General features: G+C 69.6%; 23 protein-coding genes. 5 read left to right on the plus strand and 18 right to left on the minus strand.

Annotation, left to right across the window (positions count from 1 at the left end):
* Nucleotides 1–38 precede the first annotated feature (38 nt).
* A complete protein-coding gene (locus SSPS47_RS26390; protein ID WP_203557931.1) occupies nucleotides 39–896 on the plus strand; it encodes a geranyl diphosphate 2-C-methyltransferase in 858 nt (285 codons plus the stop codon).
* A 71-nt stretch (nucleotides 897–967) separates the two neighbouring features.
* On the opposite strand, the gene SSPS47_RS26395 is transcribed toward SSPS47_RS26390, so the two are convergent.
* Nucleotides 968–1483 (minus strand): GNAT family N-acetyltransferase, encoded by a 516-nt coding sequence (locus SSPS47_RS26395; RefSeq protein WP_164253132.1) that lies wholly within the window; start codon nucleotides 1481–1483, stop codon nucleotides 968–970.
* 159 nt (nucleotides 1484–1642) lie between these two features.
* Between SSPS47_RS26395 and SSPS47_RS26400 the strand changes: the two genes are divergently transcribed.
* Nucleotides 1643–1966 carry a hypothetical protein gene (locus SSPS47_RS26400; RefSeq protein ID WP_239065053.1) on the plus strand — a complete coding sequence of 108 codons (324 nt, stop codon included), beginning with the start codon at nucleotides 1643–1645 and terminating at the stop codon, nucleotides 1964–1966.
* A 111-nt stretch (nucleotides 1967–2077) separates the two neighbouring features.
* Here SSPS47_RS26400 and SSPS47_RS26405 read toward each other — a convergent pair whose 3' ends face one another.
* On the minus strand, nucleotides 2078–2395 hold the full coding sequence (locus SSPS47_RS26405; protein WP_164253133.1) for a hypothetical protein: 318 nt from the start codon (nucleotides 2393–2395) through the stop codon (nucleotides 2078–2080).
* A 27-nt stretch (nucleotides 2396–2422) separates the two neighbouring features.
* Between SSPS47_RS26405 and SSPS47_RS26410 the strand changes: the two genes are divergently transcribed.
* Nucleotides 2423–2668, plus strand: coding sequence for a hypothetical protein (locus SSPS47_RS26410; RefSeq protein ID WP_164253134.1), 246 nt, complete (start codon nucleotides 2423–2425; stop codon nucleotides 2666–2668).
* A gap of 66 nt (nucleotides 2669–2734) precedes the next feature.
* On the opposite strand, the gene SSPS47_RS26415 is transcribed toward SSPS47_RS26410, so the two are convergent.
* From SSPS47_RS26415 to SSPS47_RS26485, 16 genes are all read right to left on the minus strand, one after another.
* Nucleotides 2735–4498, minus strand: coding sequence for a protein kinase (locus tag SSPS47_RS26415; protein ID WP_239065054.1), 1764 nt, complete (start codon nucleotides 4496–4498; stop codon nucleotides 2735–2737).
* A 433-nt stretch (nucleotides 4499–4931) separates the two neighbouring features.
* A complete protein-coding gene (locus tag SSPS47_RS26420; RefSeq protein ID WP_164253136.1) occupies nucleotides 4932–5864 on the minus strand; it encodes an NADP-dependent oxidoreductase in 933 nt (310 codons plus the stop codon).
* Between the two features lie 55 nt (nucleotides 5865–5919).
* Nucleotides 5920–6783, minus strand: coding sequence for an oxidoreductase (locus SSPS47_RS26425; RefSeq protein WP_164253137.1), 864 nt, complete (start codon nucleotides 6781–6783; stop codon nucleotides 5920–5922).
* A gap of 149 nt (nucleotides 6784–6932) precedes the next feature.
* Nucleotides 6933–7457, minus strand: coding sequence for a discoidin domain-containing protein (locus SSPS47_RS26430; RefSeq protein WP_239065055.1), 525 nt, complete (start codon nucleotides 7455–7457; stop codon nucleotides 6933–6935).
* Between the two features lie 572 nt (nucleotides 7458–8029).
* Nucleotides 8030–8638, minus strand: coding sequence for a phage tail protein (locus SSPS47_RS26435; RefSeq protein ID WP_164253139.1), 609 nt, complete (start codon nucleotides 8636–8638; stop codon nucleotides 8030–8032).
* Between the two features lie 4 nt (nucleotides 8639–8642).
* Nucleotides 8643–10697 carry a putative baseplate assembly protein gene (locus tag SSPS47_RS26440; protein WP_164253140.1) on the minus strand — a complete coding sequence of 685 codons (2055 nt, stop codon included), beginning with the start codon at nucleotides 10695–10697 and terminating at the stop codon, nucleotides 8643–8645.
* The gene (locus SSPS47_RS26445) at nucleotides 10694–11125 is read right to left on the minus strand and encodes a GPW/gp25 family protein (protein ID WP_147875236.1); all 432 of its coding nucleotides are present in this window, start codon (nucleotides 11123–11125) and stop codon (nucleotides 10694–10696) included. Before SSPS47_RS26445 ends, SSPS47_RS26440 begins: the two co-directional genes overlap by 4 nt.
* Before the next feature lie 9 nt (nucleotides 11126–11134).
* Entirely contained in the window at nucleotides 11135–11419 is a 285-nt protein-coding gene (locus SSPS47_RS26450; protein WP_147875235.1) for a PAAR domain-containing protein, read from the minus strand.
* A 61-nt stretch (nucleotides 11420–11480) separates the two neighbouring features.
* Nucleotides 11481–13481: a VgrG-related protein gene (locus SSPS47_RS26455; RefSeq protein ID WP_164253141.1), complete on the minus strand. Its 2001-nt coding sequence runs from the start codon at nucleotides 13479–13481 to the stop codon at nucleotides 11481–11483.
* Entirely contained in the window at nucleotides 13478–14320 is an 843-nt protein-coding gene (locus SSPS47_RS26460; protein WP_164253142.1) for a LysM peptidoglycan-binding domain-containing protein, read from the minus strand. Before SSPS47_RS26460 ends, SSPS47_RS26455 begins: the two co-directional genes overlap by 4 nt.
* Before the next feature lie 5 nt (nucleotides 14321–14325).
* On the minus strand, nucleotides 14326–14763 hold the full coding sequence (locus SSPS47_RS26465; protein WP_147875232.1) for a phage tail protein: 438 nt from the start codon (nucleotides 14761–14763) through the stop codon (nucleotides 14326–14328).
* Nucleotides 14764–14815: 52 nt separating this feature from the next.
* Complete coding sequence (locus SSPS47_RS26470; protein WP_164253143.1) at nucleotides 14816–15352, minus strand: hypothetical protein; 537 nt, start codon at nucleotides 15350–15352, stop codon at nucleotides 14816–14818.
* Between the two features lie 1101 nt (nucleotides 15353–16453).
* Nucleotides 16454–16597 carry a DUF6760 family protein gene (locus SSPS47_RS34920; protein ID WP_007457431.1) on the minus strand — a complete coding sequence of 48 codons (144 nt, stop codon included), beginning with the start codon at nucleotides 16595–16597 and terminating at the stop codon, nucleotides 16454–16456.
* Nucleotides 16594–17028 (minus strand): hypothetical protein, encoded by a 435-nt coding sequence (locus tag SSPS47_RS26475; RefSeq protein ID WP_164253144.1) that lies wholly within the window; start codon nucleotides 17026–17028, stop codon nucleotides 16594–16596. The genes SSPS47_RS34920 and SSPS47_RS26475 overlap by 4 nt, the downstream gene beginning before the upstream one ends.
* Nucleotides 17028–17471 (minus strand): phage tail protein, encoded by a 444-nt coding sequence (locus SSPS47_RS26480; protein WP_078074591.1) that lies wholly within the window; start codon nucleotides 17469–17471, stop codon nucleotides 17028–17030. The genes SSPS47_RS26475 and SSPS47_RS26480 overlap by 1 nt, the downstream gene beginning before the upstream one ends.
* 42 nt (nucleotides 17472–17513) lie before the next feature.
* Nucleotides 17514–19061 (minus strand): phage tail sheath subtilisin-like domain-containing protein, encoded by a 1548-nt coding sequence (locus tag SSPS47_RS26485; protein ID WP_164253145.1) that lies wholly within the window; start codon nucleotides 19059–19061, stop codon nucleotides 17514–17516.
* Between the two features lie 268 nt (nucleotides 19062–19329).
* On the opposite strand from SSPS47_RS26485, the gene SSPS47_RS26490 reads away from it, so the two are divergent.
* Nucleotides 19330–23280 carry a DNA/RNA non-specific endonuclease gene (locus SSPS47_RS26490; protein ID WP_164253146.1) on the plus strand — a complete coding sequence of 1317 codons (3951 nt, stop codon included), beginning with the start codon at nucleotides 19330–19332 and terminating at the stop codon, nucleotides 23278–23280.
* Nucleotides 23281–23515: 235 nt separating this feature from the next.
* A complete protein-coding gene (locus SSPS47_RS26495; protein ID WP_164253147.1) occupies nucleotides 23516–23818 on the plus strand; it encodes a hypothetical protein in 303 nt (100 codons plus the stop codon).
* The last annotated feature ends 136 nt before the right edge of the window (nucleotides 23819–23954 follow it).

Below are 23954 nucleotides of genomic sequence, written 5' to 3' on the forward strand. Positions count from 1 at the left end.
AACCCGCATTCCCTTAACCCCTTATGAAAGAGATGTCCATGACCATTCAGAACACCACCGCCCACCCCCTGCGCAGCCTCTACCAGAAGTCCGTGGCCAATTACTGGAACCAGGAGCGGAACCCCGTCAACCTCCGCCTCGGCGAGGTCGACGGCATCTACCACCACCACTACGGCATCGGTGACGTGGACCGGTCCGCCCTCGACGGCCCCGAGGAGACCCGGCAGGAGCGCCTCACGGCCGAACTCCACCGCCTCGAATGCGCGCAGGCCGATCTGCTGATGAGCCACCTCGGCGACATCACCCCGGCCGACCGCCTCATGGACTCCGGCTCGGGGCGCGGCGGCAGCAGTTTCGTCGCCCACAGCCGCTTCGGCTGCCAGGTCGACGGCGTTTCCATCTCCGAGACCCAGGTCGCCTTCGCCAACGGCCAGGCCGAGGAACGCGGCGTCGACGACAATGTCCGCTTCCACCTCAAGAACATGCTGCACACCGGCTTCGAGAGCGACACCTTCCAGGCCATCTGGAACAACGAGAGCACCATGTACGTGGACCTGGCCCTCCTGTTCCCCGAGTACGCCAGGCTCCTCAAGCACGGTGGCCGCTACGTCACCATCACCGGCTGCTACAACGACGCGTACGGACTGCCGTCCCGCGCCGTCAGCGAGATCAACGCCCACTACATCTGCAGCATTCATCCGCGCAGCAAGTACTTCAAGGAGATGGCCGCCAACCGCCTCGTCCCCGTCAGCGTCGTCGACCTGACCGCGGCGACCATCCCGTACTGGGAACTGCGCGCCGAGTCCCCCCTGGCCACCGGTATCGAGCAGGCCTTCCTGGACGCCTACAAGGACGGCAGCTTCCAGTATCTGCTGATCGCGGCGGACAAGGTCTGACCGCCGGCCACAGGTAGCCGGAGAGCGACAGCCATCGTCGCAAGGAGGGGTACGAGCGGCAGGGGCGGGCTCTACGCCGGGAATGCCGTCGAAGTGCCCGTCTGCGAAAGGTCGTTGAACGGACGAGTGCGCGGGCAGAGGTAGAAGAGTTCGGGGTCTCCTTCGTCGAGACCGTGGAGAATCCCCGTCCGTTGCCAGCCCGCGTGGCTCAGTAGCCGGCGCATGGCGTGGTTCGAGGCGTTCGTCGAGGTGAACAGCTTCGGGGTTGCGCACGTGGTCTCGGCGGCCCGGAGGAGTTGGGTTCCCACGCCTCGCCGGCGGGCGTTCGGCGCGGCCATCAGGAGGGTGAGGAAGCCCTGCTCGAAGAAGGTGTACTCCAGCACCGCGTAGCCCAGAGGGCTCGACGGGCCGTGCGGCGCGGACGGGGCCTGGGCCATCAGGACCGCGCCGCGTTCGCACCAGCGCCGGATGCTGTCCCGCCGTGCGCCGTCGCCCGTCGCCGCGAGGGAGTCGATCCCGGCCAGCGCCGGCCAGTCCGAGGCGGTCGCGCGTCTCACCCGGGGTTCATCGAGGTTGTCGGGATCCATGCGACCCATCGTGGCAGCGGGTACGGAGTGCGCACGAGCGTGTCGGAGCCGTCGCCGCGCAGTTGACCGGGTGCGGCCGGACGAATCGAGTCCGGCACGCTCTGTGGCAGGTGACCGGGACCGTGTGTCCCCTGGTGATGCCGGGACGAAGGAGGAGCGATGGGCGTGGAGTTGCGGGCGGTGAGCGGCGGCGTCGGCGGCGGTGTGGGCAAGGCGGGCGTGCGGGTCGCCGTGGTGGGTGCGGTGGCCGGGGCGGCGCTCCTTCCGGCGGGTGCCGCGCAGGCGAACGTCGTCGGGATCGGGAACGCGGTGTTCGGCAACACCTGCGTCCAGGACGGGGTGGGCGCGCGGTCCGAGGGCGCCACGGTGGCCGGCAGCGGACTCGGGGGCGGCAACCAGGCCGGACCGCCGCTGAGCCTGCCGCGCAACCACTGCGGCACCAGCGGCATCGTATGCACCGCCCTGTTCAGGGCGTCCGTCTGATCCGAAAGTCCGAAGGGCGGTGCGGGCGGCGGGAGTTCAGCAGGATGGTGGTGAGCGGACCGGCCCCGGTGGCCGGGGTCGAGGCACAGGCGGTCACGGAGCTGCTGGCCCTCAGCGGGCGGGCGTTGCCGCTGCTGGATCAGCTGCTGGTACGTCACCGGCCTGGATCTCCACAACGCCGACGCGGACCTCCTCCGCACCTGGCACACCCGGTCCCAGCCGCCGATCGTCTACCACCACCGTGACATCCGGGACCGGATCATCAGCCAGATCCGCGCCCTCTCCCAGCCCGCGGACCGCGTCGGCTCCCTTCCCGAACACCTCGTCTACCGCGACATCCTCGCCACCCTGCCCACCCTGGACGCCAAGATCACGCTCGCGCTGACCGACCGCGGCTTCCCCGGCATACGAGAAGCCCGTCACGGCCACTGGCTGCTCCACCACCCGGCGGTCTGCGTGATCATCCACGAGGAACTCGCAGGTCCCGCTCTCGGCGGCACCACCGAGGCCAGGGAAGGGGCCCTCACCCGGCTGCTGCGCGCCACAGGCGGTCCCGCCCCCTCCGTGGCGGCGGGCATCCCCCCGCCCCGTACGGAGGGCGCTGTCGACGATCTCGCGGTGGGCATCGGGCGTGAGTTGTTCACTCCCGCACACGAACGACTCCTCCGCCACCACAGCGCCCTGCTGCACGATCGCGCATGACACCACGCAACGTGCACGGAGGTGCTGTTCGACATGAGGACACCGGCCGGCGCGTGGACGTGAGAGCTACGCGTGGAAGCCGTTGCACACGATGGACGTGTACTTCGTGGGTCCGCCCTCGACGTGGTAAAGCACCACGGTCCAGTCGCCCGGATCGTCACTCACCGGGATCGCGTCGACGGTCCGCGCGCCGAAGTGGGCCTGGAAGTCGTCGGGGTACTGGAACTTGATCGTGCCGCCCGAGGACCACTTGGAGTAGAGATCGACGGGTTTGGTGGTGAAGCCGACACCCTTCCCCACCGACTTGAGGGGACGCCCGGTGGCGCGGTCGGTCTCGTGCGGAGGACGTATCCCGACGGAGACGTAGTACGGCGCGGGGCGCTTTCCCTTTCCGGCGTTCTTGCGGCGGAAGGCCGCCGTGGCGGTGCCCGAGCCGGTGGTGTGCGAGACGGAGGACTGCATGTCCGTCGGCGGTGAGGAGTCGGCGGTACTGCCCAGGTCGCAGAAGCCGATGCCCTGGGACGCCTGTTGCGGATCGTCCGACAGGGCCCAACGGTCCTGCGAGACACGGTCGTTCACGATGTGGTCCGGTGGGCCCTGCGCCGGATCGTCCTTCGCGTCATCCTTCGCGTCGGTCTTCGTACCCTTCTCTGTGTCGTTCTTGGCGGTCGGCCCGGATGTGGTGGCGACGGTCGTGCTGCCCGCCTCGGTGTCCTTGCCGTCGTCCTCCCGGGGGAACAGCCAGAGCCCCAACGGCACGACGAGCCCCAGCGCGCACACCGCGAGCCAGCCCTTGCGACGTCTCGGCCGGGTGGCGGGGGGCGGCTGACGGTCCGGCGAGGGGTGCGGGGTGGTCTCGTCGTATCCCCAGCGCGCCGGCGCGGGCTCGGCTTCGGGCCCGTGACCGGGAGTTGGCTCCGCTTCGGGCTCAACCGCGGTTCCGGGCTCCGGCGCGTCCTCGGGTACGCCCTTGGGTACGGCTTCGGCGTCGCGGGCCACCGACCGGTAGTGCGCGTCCGCCGCCAGCGCGGAGTCCACCGCGCATCCCGCGATCACGGCGGCCAACCCGGGCCGTTCAGCGGGGTCCTTGGCGACGCAGCACCGGATCAGCGCGGCCAGGTCGTCCCGTACGCCCGCCAGGTTGATGTCCTCGTGAACGGTCCGGTAGCTCACCGCCGAGGCCTCTCCGCCACCGTAGGGAGGCCGTCCGGTCGCGGCGAAGGCGATCGTCGCTCCCAGAGCGAAGACGTCCGCCGCCGGGCCGACCTCGTTACGGAGGAGAACCTCGGGCGCTGCGTACCCGGGGGTTCCCGGTGCCATCCCGACCTGGGTGAGGAGCGTCTGCTCAAGTCCCCGGGCGATGCCGAAGTCGATCAGCTGCGGTCCCTGCGGCGCGAGGATGACGTTCTGCGGTTTCAGGTCCCGGTGCGTGACGCCGTGGACATGGACCGTGGCCAGCCCCTCGGCGAGCGCGGCGAACAGCCGCAGCGCGCTCTCGGGCGGGAACGGGCCGCTCCCGGTGACGGCGCCGCGCAGTGTGGGTCCCGGCACGTACTCGGTGGCCAGCCAGTACGGGGAGGCGTCGAGCGACGCCTCGATCAACTGGGCGGTGTAGGGACTGCGTACGGTCTCCATGGTCGCGGCTTCCCGCCGGAACCGGGCCAGTGACTCCGGATGGTCACTGATCTCGTCGTGGATCACCTTCACCGCCACCAGCCGGCCGCCCGGCGAACGGCCGAGATACACCTGTCCCATGCCGCCCGCGCCGAGCCGGGCGAGTATCTGCCATACGCCTATTCGCGCGGGATCTTGGGGTCGCAGCTCATCCACGGCACGACTTTGCCACATCCGGGCCTCCGGCGGACGGCGAGGAATGTACCAGGAACGTACTAACGCCCTTCGCTGGTGGAGGTGTTGGGGCCCGAGCGGGACGGCGACGCCGGGCACCCGGCCGAACGTGCCGAGTCGGGTACGGCGCGGGTGCGCGTGGTGAGCGAGCCGTGCGCGACCGCCGGCGGCGGCGGCGCGGCGGCGGGGAGGTGCGGTGCGTCTCCGACGACCTTCCCGGTCGCTACGGCCGCGCGACGGCCCGGCCTCCTGATCGCACGCCCCGCACCGGCTGACCAGATGCGCTGGCTGGAGTTGACCCACCGGTTGGTGAGGGCGGCTGATACCGGCAGGAGCGCGCCGGACCTCCGACCCCGCGCGGCGGGCGGCACCGACGCAGGGCCTGCGCGGCGACACCAGCCGCCCCGCCGCCCGGTCAGCGCATCCGTAGGACGATCTTCCCCCGGCTGTGCGGCCGGGCGAGCTCCGCGTACGCCTCCCGGACCTGCTCGACGGGGTACGTGGCGCTGACGGCGACGCTGATCGCGCCCTCGGCGACCAGCGCCGCGAGCTCGGCCAGGACGTCCGCGCGGGCCGCGGCCATGTTCCCGTCGCTCTTGGTGCCGAACTTCTTCGCGGCGGGGAAGTCGATGATCGTGTTGATGCGTACGGGGGCGACGCCCAGCCTCATGGCGAGTTCGACGTGGCCGCTTCCGTAGGTGTCGATGAACGCGTCCACGCCTTCGGGCGCCGCCGCACGAAGCTGCTCCTCGACACCCTCGATGCCCTCGCCGTACCCGATCGGCATCGCGCCGAGGGAGGCGAGCCACTCGTGATTGGCCTCGCCCGCGACAGCGAGGACCCGCACGCCCTGACGGCGGAGGAGCTGGACGGCGAGGGAGCCCACCCCGCCCGCGGCGGCGCTGAGCGCGACCGTCTCGCCGGGCTCGGCCCCGACCGCCCGGACGGCGGCGTACGCGGTGGTGCCCGCCACGAACAGGGACCCCGCCACGTCCCAGCCGACAGCGGCGGGCTTGGGCGTCACCTGGTCCGCGGGGACGGCGACGTAATCCGCCTGCGCCGCGCGCCGGTTGGTGAACCCGATCACCTGCGCGCCGATCGTGGGTGTGGACACGGCGCTGCCCACGGCGACGACCTCGCCCGCGAGGTCACTGCCCTGACCGGAGGGAAAAGTGGCAGGCCAGATGGCGTGCGCGAGCCCCTCGCGTACCCCGATCTCGCCGGGGTTGAGCCCCGCCGCCACCACTTCGACGACGACTTCGTCGGCGGCCGGGGCGGGTCTGGCTACGTCGGCGACGTACAGGACGTCGACCGCGCCGTACCGGTCGTAGCGGACGGCTCTGGGCATGCGAGTACTCCTTCGGGCTGGTCGGGACGGCCGGGCGGGACTCTGCGGAAACGGCCTAGCCGGCGATGGCGTCGAGTTCGGCGACCGCGTCGGCCGGCAGGCGCAGCTCGGCCGCGGCGATGTTCTCCCGCAGGTGGCCGACGGAAGAGGTGCCCGGGATCAGGACGGTGGTGGCCGAGCGCCGGAGCAGCCAGGCGAGCGCGACCTGCTGCGGTGAGGCGTTCAGGCGCGCGGCGACCGACGTCAGGGTCTCGGACTGCAACGGGCTGAAACCGCCGAGGGGAAAGAACGCGGCGAAGGCGATGTTCTCGGCCGCGCAGCGGTCCACCAGGGCGTCGTCCGACCGGTTGGCGAGGTTGTATAGGTTCTGGACGGTCACGACAGGCGCGATGGACTCCGCCTCGGTCAGCTGGGCGTCGGAGACGCCGCTGAGGCCGAGGTGGCGGATCAGGCCCTGCTCGCGCAGCTCGGCCAGCGCGCCGAACGGCTCGGCGAGGGAGTCGGTGGAGGCACCCTCGGCGTCCATGCGGAGGTTGACCACATCGAGGACGTCCAGGCCCAGGTGGAGCAGATTCTCCTGGACCTGGACCTTCAGGTCGGCGGGCTCCAGCGACGAGAACCAGCCGCCGTCGGCGCTGCGGCGCCCGCCGACCTTGGTGACGATGTGCAGGTCGGCGGGGTAGGGGTGCAGGGCTTCCCTGATCAGTTCGTTGACGACGGTGGGACCGTAGAAGTCGCTGGTGTCGATGTGCGTGACCCCGAGCGCGACCGCCTCGCGCAGTACGGCGACAGCCTGTCCGGGGTCCTTCGGCGGTCCGAAGACACAGGGGCCCGCCAGTTGCATGGCTCCGTAACCCATCCGGCTGATCGTGAGACCCTCCGCCGGGGTGAGGGTTCCGCCGGAAACGGTGGTGGTCATGTCGCGCCTTCCTTCTTCTCTCTCGCCTGCCGGACAGATCATCCAGGGCATACAGGATGACTTGCCCATTTCTCAGCTTTCCTCCCCGCGTGATGATCTCGGCTGTAGGCCGATCCGGCGCGATTCCGCAGCCGCCGGGCGGCGGTCCGTCACGGTCGGCGGCCGAAGAACTCGACCTCCGCCACGGCGATCCGGCGGCCCTCCCCGGTGCCGTACGCCGAGTTGACGGTGAACCTGGCCCGTACGGTCTCCGAGCCGCGCAGATCGAAGGTCTGCTCACCCGCCTGGTCCCGCAGCCGGACCGTACGGGTGGTCAGCTCGCCGTCCCGCGAGGTCAGCAGCACGGTGATCCCGGCCGGGCGGGCCTGTGTGAGGAACTCGTCCTTGCGTGCGGAGGTCCCCGAGAACACGATCAGCTTCGTCAGCCGCACCGGCTGCGCGAAGTCGCACTCCAGGAACTCCCCGATACCGTCCCCGGTCTCCTTCGGCGCCCAGTAACGGTTGTTGAACCCGTCGACGGCCGCGCCCGCCGGATGGCCTTTCGCGGCGCCGGAGGCGCGGCACTCGGCGGGCGGTACCGACTCGGGCTTCCCCGTCTCCTCCTTCGCGACGCCGAACAGCCCCGCCAGATGGGGGAGCGCGAACCAGATCCCCACCGCCAGCAGGATCAGCACGATCGGCAGACCGATCCGGGGCCTCTGCCATCCGCGTCGTGGGCGTGTCCCCGCCACGGGGGACTGCCGGGGGCCGCGAGTGAGGAGCCGGCGCCACCACGGCGGGCGGATCGCGGGGGGCGGACCCGGGTCCAGGAGGAGTGCGCAGCGGACGCAGAGCGTGCGGTCGGGGGTGTTCTCCGTACGGCAGTGGGGGCAGACGACCGGAGTCCCGGCGCCGGCGGGCGGCGTCGGCGGCTCCGCGACAGCGGGGCGGGTATCCGGGTCCGACCACGCGTCGGGGCCGGGCGCGGCCCGGTCCGCGCTCTCGCCGGGGCGTCTGGGCGCGCCGACCGTGGAGGGCGGGGGAGCGGAGTCCGGAGGTGTGGTCGGGGGCGGGGGTACGGACGGTCCCCCAGCCGCAGCGGATGGCTCCGCCACACGCGGCGCCGGGTCGGGCGCGGCCCCGGCCTCCGCCGCCGGAGCCGGGGGCGCAGTCGAAGACCCCTCGTCCGGCTCCCACGCGAGGAACGCCTCGCACGACGCACAGAACTCCCGCCCCGGCGCGTTCCGGTGCCCGCACGTCTCGCAGATCACCCCTCCGCACCCCCCACGCCGGTGTCCCCGTCCCCGTTTCCGTTCCTGTTTCCGTCTCCGTCCCTGTCCGGCGGCAGGAGTTCCAGCGAGAACCCGACGTGTGCCGGGACCTCCGTGTCGATCAGCTCCTCCAGCCGCACCCGGTCCAGGGGTCGGCCTTCGGCGGCCCTGACCCGGATCGTCACCCAGGGGACGGGCCGACCCGGCAGCGGCGTGTTCGGGCTCGTCGACCAGGCGGTGCCGCCGCTCTCGGCGATCTCCGGCTCCGTGCCCGTCTCCAGCCGGACCGCTTCGGCCAGTCCGCCCAGCGTTCCGCGCCGCGCGTGCCGGGCCACGGCCCCGCGTACGGCGGTCCTGCGATGGTCCGTGGGGCTGTCCTCGTGCGGCTCGACCGCGACCCAGCCGGCCAGCCAGTCGAGGAAGTCGTCCGGGGCGGTGCGGTGGTCCAGATACGCGGGCACGTTGTCGATCGTCAGCAGGAGCGGGGCCAGGACTTCGTCCAGCGCGTCGAGGAAGCGCCGCAGGAAGTCCTGTTCCAGGTAGACGGCGGGCAGTTGGTCGATCAGGGGGTGCGGCGTCGGCAGGCCGGGGACGGCGGCACGCATCGGATCAGGCTCCTCTCACCCGGAGTTGGTGTTCGTAGCTGAAGACCAGCGCGTGCCGGTCCAGCGGGATCTTCGTGGTCGCGTCGGTACGTTCACCGGTCTCCGGATCGGCGCGGTAGAGCCGTACGTCCTCCACCAGGTCCACGCCCGGCACCCGTTGCAGCACGGCGAACGCCTCACCCGACTGGACCGGCCGACCGAACGGCCACCCCTGACCGGCCGGGCCGCCGGTGAGCGGGTTGAAGTACCCGTACAGTGCGGACAGCGCCGTCTCCCGCACCCTCTCGACCACGGCTCCGCGCTCCGCCTGCACCGACGCGACGACGGTGACGCCCTGGTAGAACGGCGGCCCGACCGCCAGCCGGGTACCGATGGGCCGCCGTGCGTTCAGATGCTCCGAGATCAGGGCGAGCGTCTGCGCGGGCGGGACGAGTTCGCCGAACTCGATCCGGCCCCGCACGTCGCCGCGTCCGGCGGGCACGATGAGCAGCCGCACCCCGCCCGCGTCGCTCCCGCTCCCCTCACTGCCGCCCGTGCCGCCTCCACCCGCCTTGCCTTCGCCCGCACTTCGGCCACCGGCCGCCGCCGCGGCGCCGTCCCCGGTCCTGTCGTCCTTCGCGTCCGCCCGGATGCAGTGCACGCGCGCCGCGTCCGGGGCGATCTCGCGCGCCAGCAGTTCGTAGTCGTGCGGGACGACCGCCCGGTGCAGCGTCCGCAGCGTCATCGGCCCGCGCACCCGGGCGCTGTCGACGCTCTCGCCGTCGACCCCGCCGAGCGCGGGCCGCCGGTTCTCCACCCGCGCCACGTACGGGATCGCGCCCCGCAGGACCCGCAGCGTGGACCGCGCGACATTGCCGCGCAGCCCGCCGCCCGTGCGGTACGACCGCACGCGGACGGTGGCGCCCTTCACCGGCACCCGGCCGTAGTAGCGGATGCCGCCGTCCCGTTCCCGTACCGCGGGGCCGAACTCCACCCGCCCGGAGTTCGCGTCCAGCGTGACATGCCGGTCCTCGGGCCCGGAGTGTGCGAAGTCGTCCACGCGGGTCCACCGTTCGGCGTCCGCCCCCGCCCCGGGACCGGTCACCTCGACCACGAACTCACCGGGCACCACGGGCGGCCGGGCCAGCCCGAAGGCCTGGCCCGGCACTCCCTCGGCCTGCCCCAGCACCTCGTCGGTGACGGTCTCGGCGTGCTCGGCCGGGACGGTCGCGCCGACCGTGAACGCGGTGACCCCGCGGACCACCGGCGGTGCCACGTACGTCGGCTGGCCCGGCTCCGCCTCGATCAGCCGGCAGCGCAGCCAGCCCCCGGTCCGCCGCACCACGGTCGCGGTCGCATGGGTCCTCGGCAGATGCAGGATCAGCTCGCCGGACCGGTTGAAGCCGCCGGTGTCGTCCTTCTCGATCTCGCAGACCGTCCAGGCGCCGCCGTCCCACGCCTCCCAGAGGACCGGTGGACGCAGCGGGTCGACACCGACACCCTCCACCGTGCAGTCCAGCCGCAGCGCGAGGACGCCCGCCGGTACGGGGGCGGACAGACCCACGTACAGACAGTCGTCGACGGCGGGCGCAGCCCCGAAACAGGGCACGTCCCGGCCGAGCGCCAGCTCCTCCGTCCGGTCGGCCGCCTCACCGCCCGAGGGCCGGGTGGCGAGATGGGCGAAGTCGCACGGCACGATCGACAGGGCCTCGGAGGTGGTGAAGACGACCGCCTCCTCCGTCTCCGTACGGATGGTGGCGACCTCTGTTCCGGCGCGCACCACCACCGGTTCCGGCCGGGGCGCGGACAGCCGGAACGTCACATCGGTGTGCGCGGCCGTGGGCGGATGGAGCTGTACGCCGATCAGGTCGAGGAAGGTGAGATAGCTCTTCTCCGGGACGCGGTTCACCCGGTAGACGAGCTGGTCGACCATGCTCGCGAACGCCTCGATCAGGGTGACTCCGGGATCCGACACGTTGTGGTCGGTCCACTCCGGACAGCGCTGCTGTACCCGGCGTTTGGCCTCGTCCACCAGGCCCTGGAAGGTGCGGTCGTCCAGTCGCGGACGGGGCAGCGTCACGCGCCCGCCTCCTCGTCGTCGGCCGATTCCTCGGCGTGCTGCGGGATCACGTAGAAGGGGAAGACGAGGTTGCGCGGGTCGTTGGAGCCGCGCACCGTGTAGCCGATGTCGATGTAGAGCACCCCGGTGTCGGCCTCGTCGAACCGGACGACGACCTCGGTGACCTCGATCCGGGGCTCCCAGCGCTCCAGCGCCAGCCTTACCTCGTAGGCGAGTTGACCGGCCGTGCCCGCGTCGGCCGGGGCGAACACGTAGTCGTTGACGGCGCAGCCGAACTCCGGTCGCATCGGCCGCTCGCCCGGCGACGTCGCGAGGATCAGCCGGATCGACTCCTCCAGGGCGTGTTCGCCGCGCACGAGGGCGATGGACCCGGTCGCGTCCGTACGCGGTGGGAACGCCCAGCCCGCGCCGATGAACTGCTGTCCCATGCGCCCCCGTCACCCACCGATCAGTACGGTCGGGCAGCCCGACACGACCGGTGAGCCGCAGCCCGCCAGGTCGCCGGCGCGGGCGGCCGGACTGCCGCCGATCAGCACGCTCGAACTGCCGGGCGGCGCGATCACGGACGGCGGGTGGGCGGCGGGGGAGGTGCAGTGGTGCGGGGTGCCGACCGTCGCGGCGGGCTTGCCGCCGATCAGCACGGACGGCACACCGGGCGGTCCCACGGTGCCGGGGTGCCCTGTGGGGTCGCCGACCCGGGCGGCTGCGGCTGCTGCCGACATGCGGTCCACTCCTGTCCGTGGTTGTCCGGGCTCTCTTCTCCCGTGAGTTGCTGACTCGGTGTCAATTGAGCTTGATCATGGGGGCGTTGACCGACACCGAGCCTCCGCTCCTGACGTCCGTACGCCGTGTGCCGTCGACCGTGACCTGGCCGCCGCGCACCTCCACCGAACCGCCGCTGGAGAGCACGACTCTGCCGCTCCCGCCGTCCACGGAGACACCGCTGCGGGACGTCAACGTGACGCTGCCACCGGCGAGTTCGAGTGCTCCGCTCCCGGCGTCCAGCGCCACCCCGTCGGCCGCCTTGATGGAGACCCGCTCTTTGGCCTCGATCGTCACGCTGCCGTCGCTGTTGATGACGATCGCGGTGCCCTTGCGGTCCAGATCGATGGTGAGTTTCCCGTCGCCCGTGCGGAGCCGTACGCCTTGCGGACCGTTCGCCGCGTCGAGCAGCTCCAGTTGATTCCCGCTCCTGGACGCGAAGGCGCGGCGGTTCACGGCGCCGCTGGTCGGGTCGACGAGTTCAGCGCCGGTGCCGCCGCCCGGAGCGCCCGCACCGGCACCCGCAGCACCAGCGGCACCACCAGCGGCACCACCAGCGGCACCACCGGCGGAGCCACCCGCGGTCGGACCGGCCACCGCTCCGCCGCCGCCCGCGTTCCCGCCGCCCGGCCGGTCCTGCCCGTTGTACAGCCCCGCCAAGACGAACGGCCGGTCCAGGTGCCCGTGCTCGAAACCGACCAGCACCTCGTCCCCGACCTCCGGGATGAACGCCTCGCCGCCGCCCGTACCGCCCGACTGCGCCGTGCGCGCCCAGTCGCTCGCGTACTCGTCCGACAGCCAAGGGAAGCGGACCTTCACCCGCCCCGACCCCTCCGGATCCTGGGTGTCCGTCACCGTCCCGCTGACCAGCCCCGCACACCTTCCACCCCCGCCGGAACCGCCGGAGCCGCCCGATCCCGCGCCGCCACCGGTCAGACCGAACAGCGAACGCTCCTGCTGCCCGGAGACCGTGATCCACGTCTCGTACCCGCGTACGGCGTCGAAGACATGGCGCGACGACGTCACCGTGTACCGGCCCTCGAACGGCGCGCCCACCGCGTTCAGCGCCACCGCGCTGCCCGCCCGGACCGCCGGATTCCCCCGGATGACCGCCTCCAGCTCCGCGAACGAGCCGGCGATCCGTTCCGCCAGGGCCTTGGCCGCCTGGTCCACCTGCGCCTGCGCGCCGTACGCCGCGTCGGTCACGACGAAACGCGCCTCACCGAAGGGCGCGGACACCTCCGCCGCCGTCACCCCCAGCTCCAGCGTCGACGACGTCCCCGCCGGAGCCTTGCCCACCAGCGGCTGCTTCGCCTGGACGTCCCAGCCGCGCACCTCCACCTCGGAGACCTGCTCGGCGGCGGACACCCCGGCCCGGCAGCGGAGCAGATTGCTGCCGAGCTCCAGCACGAGCGGATCGCGGTCGGCCCGCGCCGACCCGTCCGGCGCCGAACTCGCCTCCGCCGGCCGGGTGATGTGCACCTGCCCCTCCCGCACGTATGCCTGGGCACCCGCCTCCTCGGCGAGCCCGCGCACGAACTCCCAGTCGGTGATGTTGGGTTGGGCGATGTGCTCCAGTACGGGCCCCGCGACGTCCACCGTGCCGGGTTTCAGGCCCGCGCGCTGGGCGACCTGGCCGCAGATGTCGGCGAGCGTCATGTTCTGGTAACTGGCCACCCGGCGCCCCCGGAACAGCCGGTGCGACTCGTCCAGACCCCGTACGACCGTGAAGGTGCCCGTCTCGTCCAGCTCCACCTCCAGCGCCGTGACCACGCCGTCCAGCAGCGGCTTCGGCGCGGTGTCGCCACCCGCGCGGGCCAGCAGCCGCGCCTCGCTGCCGATCTTCAGCCCGGTCTGCTCCAGCAAAACCCGGTCGGGGTCCCGGAACCGCAGCAGGAAGAGGTCCGGGAGCGTACGGCTGTCGTCCACGTATCCCTCGACCAGGGTGTTCACGAACTTCGCCGACAGCGCCGTGCCGCCGAACTCGACCACCAGCGCGGTCGCGACGCCCTGCCCGGTCATCGGCCCCGCCTCCCGGCGACACCGGTCACGGCACCGTCGTACCCACCCGGGTCCCGGTCCGAGCCGTCCCGCAGGCGGCTCAGCTCGTCCAGGGCCGGCAGCAGGAGCTGCGTACCCGGGGCGAGGCGCATCGGGTCGTCGATGTCGTTCGCCTCGGCGATCACCCGCCACGCGCCGGCGTCGCCGTACTCCCGGTGGGCCAGCGACGGCAGCGAGTCCCCGGCGGCGACCCGGTGCACGCGACGCGCGGTCAGCGCGCCCGAGGTCGGGTTCTGCCCCGGCGTCTCGCCGCTGATCTCCTCCATCGTGACCTGGCAGACCGCCCGGATCGGCACCCCGGAGGTGGTGAACAGCGTGTATTTCGCGGCGACTTGGCTGACGTATCCCGGGAACCCCGTCAACCCTCCCCAGTGGAAGACCACCCATGGCGGCGAGGACCGCTGCTGCTGCCGAGTCTCGTTCGTCGGCACACAGCACGCGAACAACTGCTCCACCGAGTTCACGACGCGGGTGTCCTGGGTGTCGCTCGCGTCGAAGAACATCTCGACGGTCAACTTGCTCGGCTGCGACCCCTGATACTCCGGCGGGCCGGAACTCTTCGCCCCCTTGGCAGGAGTCCGCTTCCACGACGCCGCCTTGGTGAGGCTCAACTCCTTCGGGTTGAACTGGAAGTCGATCCGGCCGCACGGTCCGCCGGGCGTGAGACCTCCGCCGGTCGGTGGTGTCCGAAGCTCCAGATAGGCGTGCTCCAGCTTGGGCCGGGCCGAACCGCCCTTCCCGGCCGAGGCCACCCCCGACGTACCGGCGGCGCTGAAGGCGATGGGTCCCGCCGTGCTCATGGCGCTCAGCCCTCCATCACATAGCCGTGATGGGCGATCTCGATCGTCTCCATCGCGACCTTCGGCGACTCGGGCGTGAACGAAGGCCCCGTCCAGCGCACGGGCACGACCTCCAGCAGCCCCCACTGGGCGACCTTCCGCCCGTCACCGGTCCGCGCCTCGATGTGCGCCGTCTTGCGGCTGAAGCCGGTCGTCATCGTGGCGAACCAGCGCGCCACCTTCTCCGTCTCGCTCGTGAGCGGCCGGGACAGTTTCACGTTCGAGTACTTCAGCCGGGTCGGCAGCTGCCACAGATGCCCGTTGTTGCCGCCCTCTTCCCTTGTTTCGAGGACGACTTCGCACCCCAGGCCGTCACATGTGTTGAACGACCCGAGTTCGATGTCGTCGATCGTCACGACGAAACAGACGCTGACGGCGGGATCGCTGTCCTGGGCGGTGGCCATGACACGTACCTCTCGGTGGCGGGGCGGCGGCCGGCAGTGGCGGGGGCATCGGTCAGTGACGGGTGTTGATCAGGAATCCGGCGCGTTCGCGTTCCAGTCGGAGGTCGGCCTTGAACAGTCGGCTGAGCGGCGCGTACAGCGCGCGGACGAGTTCGTCGGTCACCACGGGTGTGCCCGCCTTCTCCGGCACGGCGCCGGCGGGGGGCGCGGGAGCGTCGCTCTCGCCGACGGGCTCCGGTTCGGCGTTCGGTACAGGGTCGGAGGCGGATGTGGAGTCAGGGTCGGGTGGTGGCGGCTCCTCGGTGAGTTCGGCATCACGCTGGACGACCGGCCGCGAGGTGCCGGACGGAGGCCCAGCGGCCGAACCGAAGACGACACTCCCGTCGGGCATCCGCTGCGCCACCCCGGCGGCCGCGGCGAAGGCGCCGGCCGTGGGAAGCCTGGCGCCACCGTCGTTACGAGGCAGGGAGCCCGGTACGGGCGGTCCGCCGCCGCTCGTGCGCCGCTGAACGGGGACGGCGGCGGGCGCGGGTGCGGGCCGCGTCGATGCGAGGGGGACAACCGCCGAGCGCTGCAGGGGCACTGGCACGGGCGCCGACGAGTGCGGAGGCGGTGGCAGGCCCGGACGGGCAGGGATGTCCGGCCGGGACGTCATCGTCCACCGCACGGGCACGGTCTGCGCAGGTCCGCCTTCACCCTCCACGTCACGCTGGACGGACGCCGCCGGACCGCCGCTCGACGTTGCCTCAACGCCTGCCGTACGAAGGGGCAGTGGCCGGTCGCCGAGCAGGGGGACGGTGGGCATCGCCGGCACCGGCCCTGAGACATCAAGAGAGCGTTGTACGGCAGCACTTGGGGACGGCGCCTCGTCCCCGCCCTCCCCCTCCCCGGACACGGCACCCACGAGCGGATCGTCGCCGGGCAACGGAGCGACGACGGGCGGGCCCACCGGATCCGACGGTGTCTCCGGTGCGCCCCTCCCCGGTACGGAGGCGGCTGCCTGCCGCTGAGCCGTGGGAGGCAACCCAGGGAGTGGCGCGCCGAGTCCGGGTGCTCTCCGGGGGCGCGGGTCGGCAGGGGGCTCGGGCGCGCGTTGTACGGCCGACTCCTTCGGGGGAGCGGAGACGGGTAAGTGGGCCTGCTCGCCAATAAGTTGACGTACCGGCAGATCGGCCGCGGCAGACGTACCGGCGGTGGTCATGGAGGCGGACGCGCGCTGTACGGGCACGGGTGCGGGGACGGAAACGAGCGCGGGCACGGACGCGGGCACTTCGGCAGAAGCCACCACGGCTTCAGGCATCCCGGCGCCCACGTCGACACGCTTCCCGCCCTCCGCCGCCCTCCGCATGGGCATCTCCACCGACCGCTGGGCCGACGGCCCGGGGTGCGGGGGAGCGGGAGCGGCGAGTCCGTGCACCACTCCCACGGGCGCGTCAGGGCTGACCAGATGCCCCAGCGGTGAACCGAGCGCGGTCTGCTGTCTGGTGGACAGCGCGCCTTGGAACCCGGCGGGGTCGATGACGAGATCCTGCCCGAGGACGGTGCGCTGCATCGGCGCCGGCCGCCGCACGTCGACCTGATCTCCCCGTTCTTGTGCGGCCCCTGACGTGGCGTCAGCGACGTGCGCCGCCGAACGATCGCCGCGCAGCCAGGACATCAGCCCCATTGATCTCCCACCCTCCCCGTGCCGTCAGTGCCCGTTGAGGCGGGCGACCTGCGCGACGAACTTCAGACGCTCCGGATGTTCCAGGTCCAGCAGATCGTCGAGCGGCCAGTGGAAGTGATAGGCGAGGTACGCGACCTCCTCGTACAGCAGGTCGGCCGCGTACGTCACGATTCCCCCAGGCGGCCACCGGCGAGATCCACCGCGAACTCCTCCTGGCAGGACGGACAGGTGACTGCGGCGCGGGTGTGGCCCTCCGCGTTGATCCGGCGGTAGAAGTCCTGGAGGAATGCCAGGTCGGAGGCGAACAGGTCCTCGATGACGCCCGGATGGATGTCGTCGACGGTGCCGATCCTGGTCACGACGCGTGAGATCAGGACGACGGACAGATAGGCGGAGTTCTCGCGCACCCGGTCGTCCCGCAGCGGCACCAGTTCGTCCCTGGCGGTCGCGAGCCGCATCACGCCGGTACGGTGCACGGTTCCCGAGTCGTCCACGTACCCGCGCGGCAGCTCGAAACCGAACTCGGTACGCAGCGGCTCGGGTTGATGCCCCCTCTGCGAGGTCCGGTCGGGGGCCTGGAACGATACGGTGCGGCGCATCAGCCGAGTTCCATGCTCTCGTACGTGATCGCCAGCTTCTCCGTCAGGACCGAGGTGTCACCGGCCTTGAGCGTCCCGATCTCCAGCGACTTCGGCCAGGCGTTGATGAGCGTGTAGCGCTTGATGGGCAGGCCCTCGTAGTCGTACACGATGACGGCGCCGTTGCGCCGGGCGTCCGTCATGCGCCCGAACCGCGAGTCCTTGATCCAGCGTTCGAAGCTGTTGTCCTCCGTGAGGCCGCGGGTCACGGTCACCTCTCCGGCCTTGGGCCGGCCGGGCAGCTTCTTGATGGCGTACTTGCCGTCGGCGGTGTTCTGTTTCAGCTCGATGACGTCCTGCTCCATCTTCAGGCCGCTGACCTCGGTGATCTGTTTGATGACGACGCTGTCGAATTCGAGGCCGAAGGAATGCCCGACGGAACTGTCGAGATCGGGAAGTGGCACAACTGACTCCTTACTCCGTCTTCTCCGCTACTTCCTGGCAGGTCATTCGTCGATGCCGCCGCTGCCGCCGGTCAGTTGGGCGAGCCGGAACACCACGAACTCGGCCGGTTTGACCGGTGCGACCCCGATCTCGCAGACGACCTGGCCCGCGTCGATGCTCTCGGGCGGATTCGTCTCGCGGTCGCACTTCACGTAGAACGCCTCGTCCGGAGTCAGCCCGAACAGCGACCCCTTTCGCCACTCGTTGACCAGGAACGCCGAGACGGTGCGCCGGACACGCGCCCACAGCGCGTCGTCGTTCGGCTCGAAGACGACCCACTGCGTGCCCGCGAGGATCGACTCCTCCAGGTAGTTGAAGAGCCGCCGGACATTGAGGTACCGCCAGGCCGGGTCCGACGCGAGCGTCCGCGCGCCCCACACCCGGATTCCCCGGCCGGGGAAGGCGCGGATGCAGTTCAGCCCGATCGGGTTGAGCAGATCGTGCTCGCCCTTGGTGAGCTGGGTCTGGAGCGCGACCGCGCCCCGTACGACCTCGTTCGCGGGCGCCTTGTGCACCCCGCGCGTGTCGTCGTTGCGCGCCCAGACACCGGCGACGTGCCCACTCGGCGGTACGAGGCCGGGGCGGCCGGACGCCGGGTCGGCGACGCTGATCCACGGGTAGTAGAGCGTGGCGTACTTGGAGTCGAAGTTCGCCCGGTCCGTACGCCAACTCCTGGCCTGCTGCGCGGAGAGGCCCGGCGGCGGATCCAGGATCGCCACCCGGTCGCCCATCAACTCGCAGTGAGATATGACCCCTTGCTGGACGGCGATCACCGACTCAAGGTCCAGCAGTCCGCGTTGGTAGGCGCTCATCAGGTCGGGCACGGCGATCATCGTGATGTCCTCGACCGCCTCCAGCCCGCCAAGGCCCGTACGGCTGTCGGCGTCACCGACGTACACCTCCGGGGCGAGCGCACCGGCACCGCCGGCCGCGGGATCGGCGGGGGCGGCCGGCGCGAGGGTGACCGTCTGCGGCTCTGGCCGGGCGGGGGCGGCGCCGCGTCCCGGTTCGCGTACCTCGATCAGCTCCGACTTGGCGTTGACGCGGGTGGCGACGTTCTCCTTGCTGCGCTTCGTCGTCACGGAGGGGTACGTCTCCGCGACCTGCCCGTCTCGCCGCACGATGAGCTGGAAGGTGTCGGAGGGCGGGTCGTCGCCCTCGGCCGCGGTCACTTCGACGCTGATCTCACCTGCCACACCCGGGCGGGGCTTCACGGCGTAGGGCCCGACCTGCACCTCCGCGCCCGGAGTCGGCTCGCCGGTCTCCCCGTCGCCGCTCGCGGAGGAGCCGTCTCCGATCCGTACGACGTAGCAGACGCCGCCGCCGTTGGAGAAGAATCCGTAGACGGAGGCGGCGAGGTACGTACCGTCGACGAAGTCGCCGAAGGTGCTGACGTACTGGCTCCAGTTCGTGATCAGCGTCGGCTCGTCGAACGGCCCCTTGTGTGCGAAGCCGACGAAGGCGGCAACGGAGGTGCCCACCCCTTCGATCGGCCGGGAACCGGAATCGACCTCTTCGACGTAGACGCCCGGGGACAGGTACGACGGCATAAGGGCCTCTCCTTGACGCTCTCCTCGACAGGAACCGGACCGGGGAACGCCGGTCATTCTCGCCACTGGGCCGATCTTCGGGAACGGATGCCCGGCCGCCCTGCCGTGCACCGACGAGTGCCCGATCAGGCAACGCGGTCACCCGCCCAACCGCCGGGCGCTGCACTCGACTTGGTGCGTGCGCTCTGCGCGCCGCGCTTCGCCGCCGCGCACGCTGACAAGTCACGTCCGAGAACGCGGCCGACGGCCGATGGGGAGGGGCGAGCGGATGAAGGCGGTCCCGGAGAAGGGCGACAGCCCCACCCGGCCCGGCCCGGTCGCCGTCGCCCGTACGGAGCCGGCGCAGGCGCGCCCGGACCGCCGCCCGGACCGCCGCAACCTCCAACTGCTGCAGAGTGCGGCGGGAAACCGGGCGGTCTCCCGCCTCGTGGCGCAACGCTATACGGCCCCGGTGAAGCCCTCCCCGGCGCAGGCGGCGGGATTCCGCAAGGTCAAGGCGGACGTGGCGGCGAAGAAGACCCGCCTTGCCGCGCATCCGCCGGCGGTGGGTGAGGCGAAGGCGTCCCAGGACGCGGCGGTGGCTCCGCCGGACGACAGGGAAGCCCAGGGCAAGGCCGCGAACGCCGAGAAGATGGACGCGGCGAAGCCCGGTGAGTTCGACAAGGCGGCCTTCATCGAGGCGGTCAACAAGGCGATCGACGCGCAGGCGCCGAAGAATCTGGACGAGGCCGACAAGTTCTCCAAGTCAGGCAAGGCGGACCAGGTCAAGGCGGAGGTCGACGGGAAGGTCACGGACGGCAAGGAGTCGTCGGCCAAGGACATCGACACCGCGACCAAGGCTCCGCCGGACACCTCGGCGGCCAAGGACAAAGAGGTCACCCCGCTCGCCCCGGATCAGCCCCCCGGCAACCCCGGCGCCCCCTCCGCCGCGGACGCCGTCCCGGCGAAACAACCCCCTGCCGTCACGGACTTCTCCGAGGGCCCGGCGCAGAACGACCAGGCGATGGCGGACGCGGAGGTCACCGAGGAGCAGCTGGCGAAGGGCAACGAGCCCGAGTTCAACGAGGCGCTGTCCGCGAAGAAGACCTCGGAGGCGGATGCGGCGAAGGCCCCGGCGAAGGGGAAGGCGGCGGAGGACCAGCATCTGGCCGCCGCGAAGGAGGGCGCGGCGGCGTCCGGCGCCCAGGCGATGTCGGCCCTGACGGCGACGCGCGGCGCGGCCGGGAAGGAGGTGGACGGCGGAAAGGGCGAGACCAAGAGCAAGGACGAGAAGAAACGCGCCGAGGTCACGGCGAAGCTCCAGAAGGTCTACGACGGGACGAAGAAGGACGTCGAGGAGACGCTGTCCGGCCTCGACAAGAAGGTCGACACGGCGTTCACGTCGGGCGAGAAGGCGGCGCGGGACGCGTTCACGGCGGACCACAAGCGACGGATGAAGAAGTACAAGGACAAGCGGTACTCGGGCCTGAGGGGCAAGGGCCGCTGGGCCAAGGACAAGTTCGCCGGCCTCCCGAAGGAGGCGAACAACCTCTACCAGGAAGCGCGCAAGCTCTACGTCTCGAAGATGCAGACGGTCATCGCGTCGGTGGCGGACATCATCGGCATCGAGTTGGGCCGGGCCAAGGCGCGTATCGCCAAGGGCCGAGCCGAGTTGAAGGCGGAGGTCGACAAACTTCCCGCGGATCTCAAGGCGTTCGGCGAGGAGGCGGCGAAGGACTTCGCGGGGAAGTTCGACGACCTGGAAGCGACAGTCGACGAGAAGTCCGAACAACTGGTCCAGGACCTGGCCACGAAGTACACGTCGGCGCTGAACAAGATCGACGAGGAGATCAAGAAGCTCCAGGAGGCGAACAAGGGCCTGATCGACAAGGCGAAGGACGCGATCGTCGGCGCGATCAAGACGATCAACGAGCTGAAGAACCTGCTGCTCGGCATTCTCGCGAAGGCCGCCTCGGCGATTATGAAGATCATCAAGGACCCGATCGGTTTCCTGGGCAATTTGGTCAGGGCAGTCGGCGCGGGCCTGAACCTCTTCATTACGAACATCGCCGACCACCTCAAGACCGGCGTCGTGTCCTGGCTGCTCGGCACGGCGGTCAAGGCGGGCCTGGAGCTCCCCGCGAGGTTCGACCTCAAGGGCATCATCCAGATCATCGGCTCCCTACTGGGCCTGACCTGGGACAACATCCGCGCCCGCGTGACCCGCAAGGGCGTCCCGGACGAGGCGATGTCCAAGGTCGAATCCTCGGTCCCGGTGGCCCAGAGCCTCGCCCGCGAGGGCCCGGCCGGCGCGGTGAAGGAAATCCAGGCGGAGACGGGCGACCTGAAGGCCACGATCCTCTCCAAACTGACGACCTACCTGATCCCGACGGTCCTCATCGCCGGCATCACCTGGATCCTCTCCCTGCTGAACCCGGCGTCGGCCTTTGTCCGGGCGGTCAAGGGAATCATCGACATCGTCACGTTCATCGTGACGCAGGGCGCCCAGATCGCGGACTTCGTCAACGCGGTCCTCGACGCGGTGATCCAAATCGCGAACGGCGGCCAGGCGGGCGTCCCAAAGCTGGTAGAAGCCGCCCTCGCCGCCAGCGTCCCCCTCCTGATCGGCTTCCTCGCGGCCCTACTAGGTATTGGCGGCCTGGCGAACAAGGTCAAGTCGGTCTTCCAATCGGTCTCGCGCCCGGTCAACCGTGCGATCGACAAAATCGTCGACTTCATAGCCAAGAAGGGCAAGGCCCTCTGGAGCGGAAGAAAAGGAAAGGATGAGACGGGTGGCCATGATGCGGATTCCGGAAAGAAAAACGGTTCAGTCGAAGCACTGCAAGAGGCGACCGCCCTCGTTAAACCCGGAGCAACGACTAAAAGTATAGGAAGTGCACTACCGCAGTTGCGGCGTAAGTATTCATTGAAGTCACTGAAACTCATCACCGATGAAACAGTGTCAGGAAAGACCATAGTTCACTTCAGAGCCGTGAACAGTCCCTCGAGGGAGAGCGCACCGCAGGAGCTACCAACTGATCCGGACATTCTGAAAAAAATTGAGAACGCGATGCCCGAACATGCCCAAAAATACGCTATGGCCGTGCACGATCACTGGTGGTCGAAATATGTCTCCAAAGTGCGGCGTGACGACAGGCGTGATTCGACGTCCACCCTCTGGCAAAGGCGTGATGTATCTGGAACCGAGGCGCGGGCGCTGGCTGTTTCCAATTCGACCGAATTCCAGAATCCGCTGGCTGCCTACTTCAGATCCAATCCTCAGAAGGAGGCAACCACCAAAGCATTCTATGAGTACACGTTCATCAAGGAAGGGGGTGTCGGGAAGTTGAAATTCCTCAAAGAACTCGGCGAAGCCGTGCCCCAGGAATTGAAAACTACAGGGCTCCGAAATATAGAGAACCCGCCGAATTTGAGCGAGGAACGCAAGAAGCGCCTGAGTGATGAACTGTCCAAGATGGGGGCTGATTCGTATGATATAAAAACTTCACCCTACGGGCGATTTGAACTCCCGGGACAGGATACACCCGAGCATACTGATTTCAAGCCGGTGCCCGAGTCTATATCCTTCACAGATAATGGAACAATGCGAATAACAACTTATACTACGGTTGATGGAAAAAGCTTCATCGTCACAGAAACCGATCCGCAGCGAAGCGCGACGCTCGAAGTAACCGGGACGGACTTGAGGCTCAAAACGGGTGGCGGGCCACGTGGTGTGACGAGGGATTCACCCGGATTCATCACTGGAAGGAATCTGAATCGCGCCCACGTCATCGGGGACATGTTCGGCGGCTCCGGGTACCAAGAGGCCCGCAATCTCGTCACAACTAGCAAAGAATACAACCAGATCGAGATGAGCAGGGCAGAACGGGTGATCGCAGCGGACGTTGTCGCCTTTGCCGGAAGTCGACAGACTGCGGGCGAGGTGTCCCTCGACCTGACAGTTACGGTCACCTTCGGCGAGCTATTGCGGGACGTCTACGAGGCAAAGATGAGAAACATTCCTGACTTTCCCAGGAACGACGCGGAGGCGGAACGGAAACTGACGAAATTGCTGGACGATCTCTTCTCTGACCCGGTAAAGCGAGTAACCGAAACCAGCTACGCGTGGACTGTCTCATTGGGCGGACGCAGGCGTAGCGAACCTGGAAGCTTCGAAATCGGCATCGATAAATGGCTCTTCATCGAACGAGAGGCAAGTAGCGGTGGAAATCAGTGAGGTAGCAGAGTTCTTAAACTCGTACTTGGATGCGGAGTACGATGCCGCTGTTGCTGCACGCACAGAGGTGGACAGTGTGCTGGACGAACGCACAGAGGTCGTTGAAAGTTTCTTGCATGCAACCCCAGGTTCCGTTATGTCTCCCACAGTGAGTCGGGGTCGGGGCTGGACTGCTGACAGGTTGGCGAAATCTGCACTTACGGTGGGCCACGTAGCAAGACGTAGCCTGTTCCTGGTGGCCCGGTACAACCATCCGGAATGGCACCCTCTGTTCGCCGGGTATGCCAGCGGACCAACTCCGCTGACCACTGGCTCCTATGGGCAGCTTCTGTATGTCACAGAATTCGACGGAGCGCCAAAAATTATTTCCGAGTATTTCCCGGAGATCCTTGAGCCCGCCCCACCCATGTTGTGGAGTCACGCGCAGGGAGCGGAGATCAACGGGATCGGAAATCCAAATGAGGTTCGCGCGCTTACTGCCCCGACGTTCGGGGAACACCTTGACGATTGGAACGAAATCAAGATCTCTTCCTCCTGATGTACCCCGCATGTGTCAGTCAGGTGGCCCTTCCATCGGTCGATGTGCGGAGCCGTTGGCTACGGCGTTCTGTCGGCCGCCATGGTGTTCCCGTTCTGCGGCACGAAGATCACGTCGAACAGAGGGCTGATTGAGT

The sequence above is a fragment of the Streptomyces sp. S4.7 genome, from assembly GCF_010384365.1.
GTDB lineage: Bacteria > Actinomycetota > Actinomycetes > Streptomycetales > Streptomycetaceae > Streptomyces.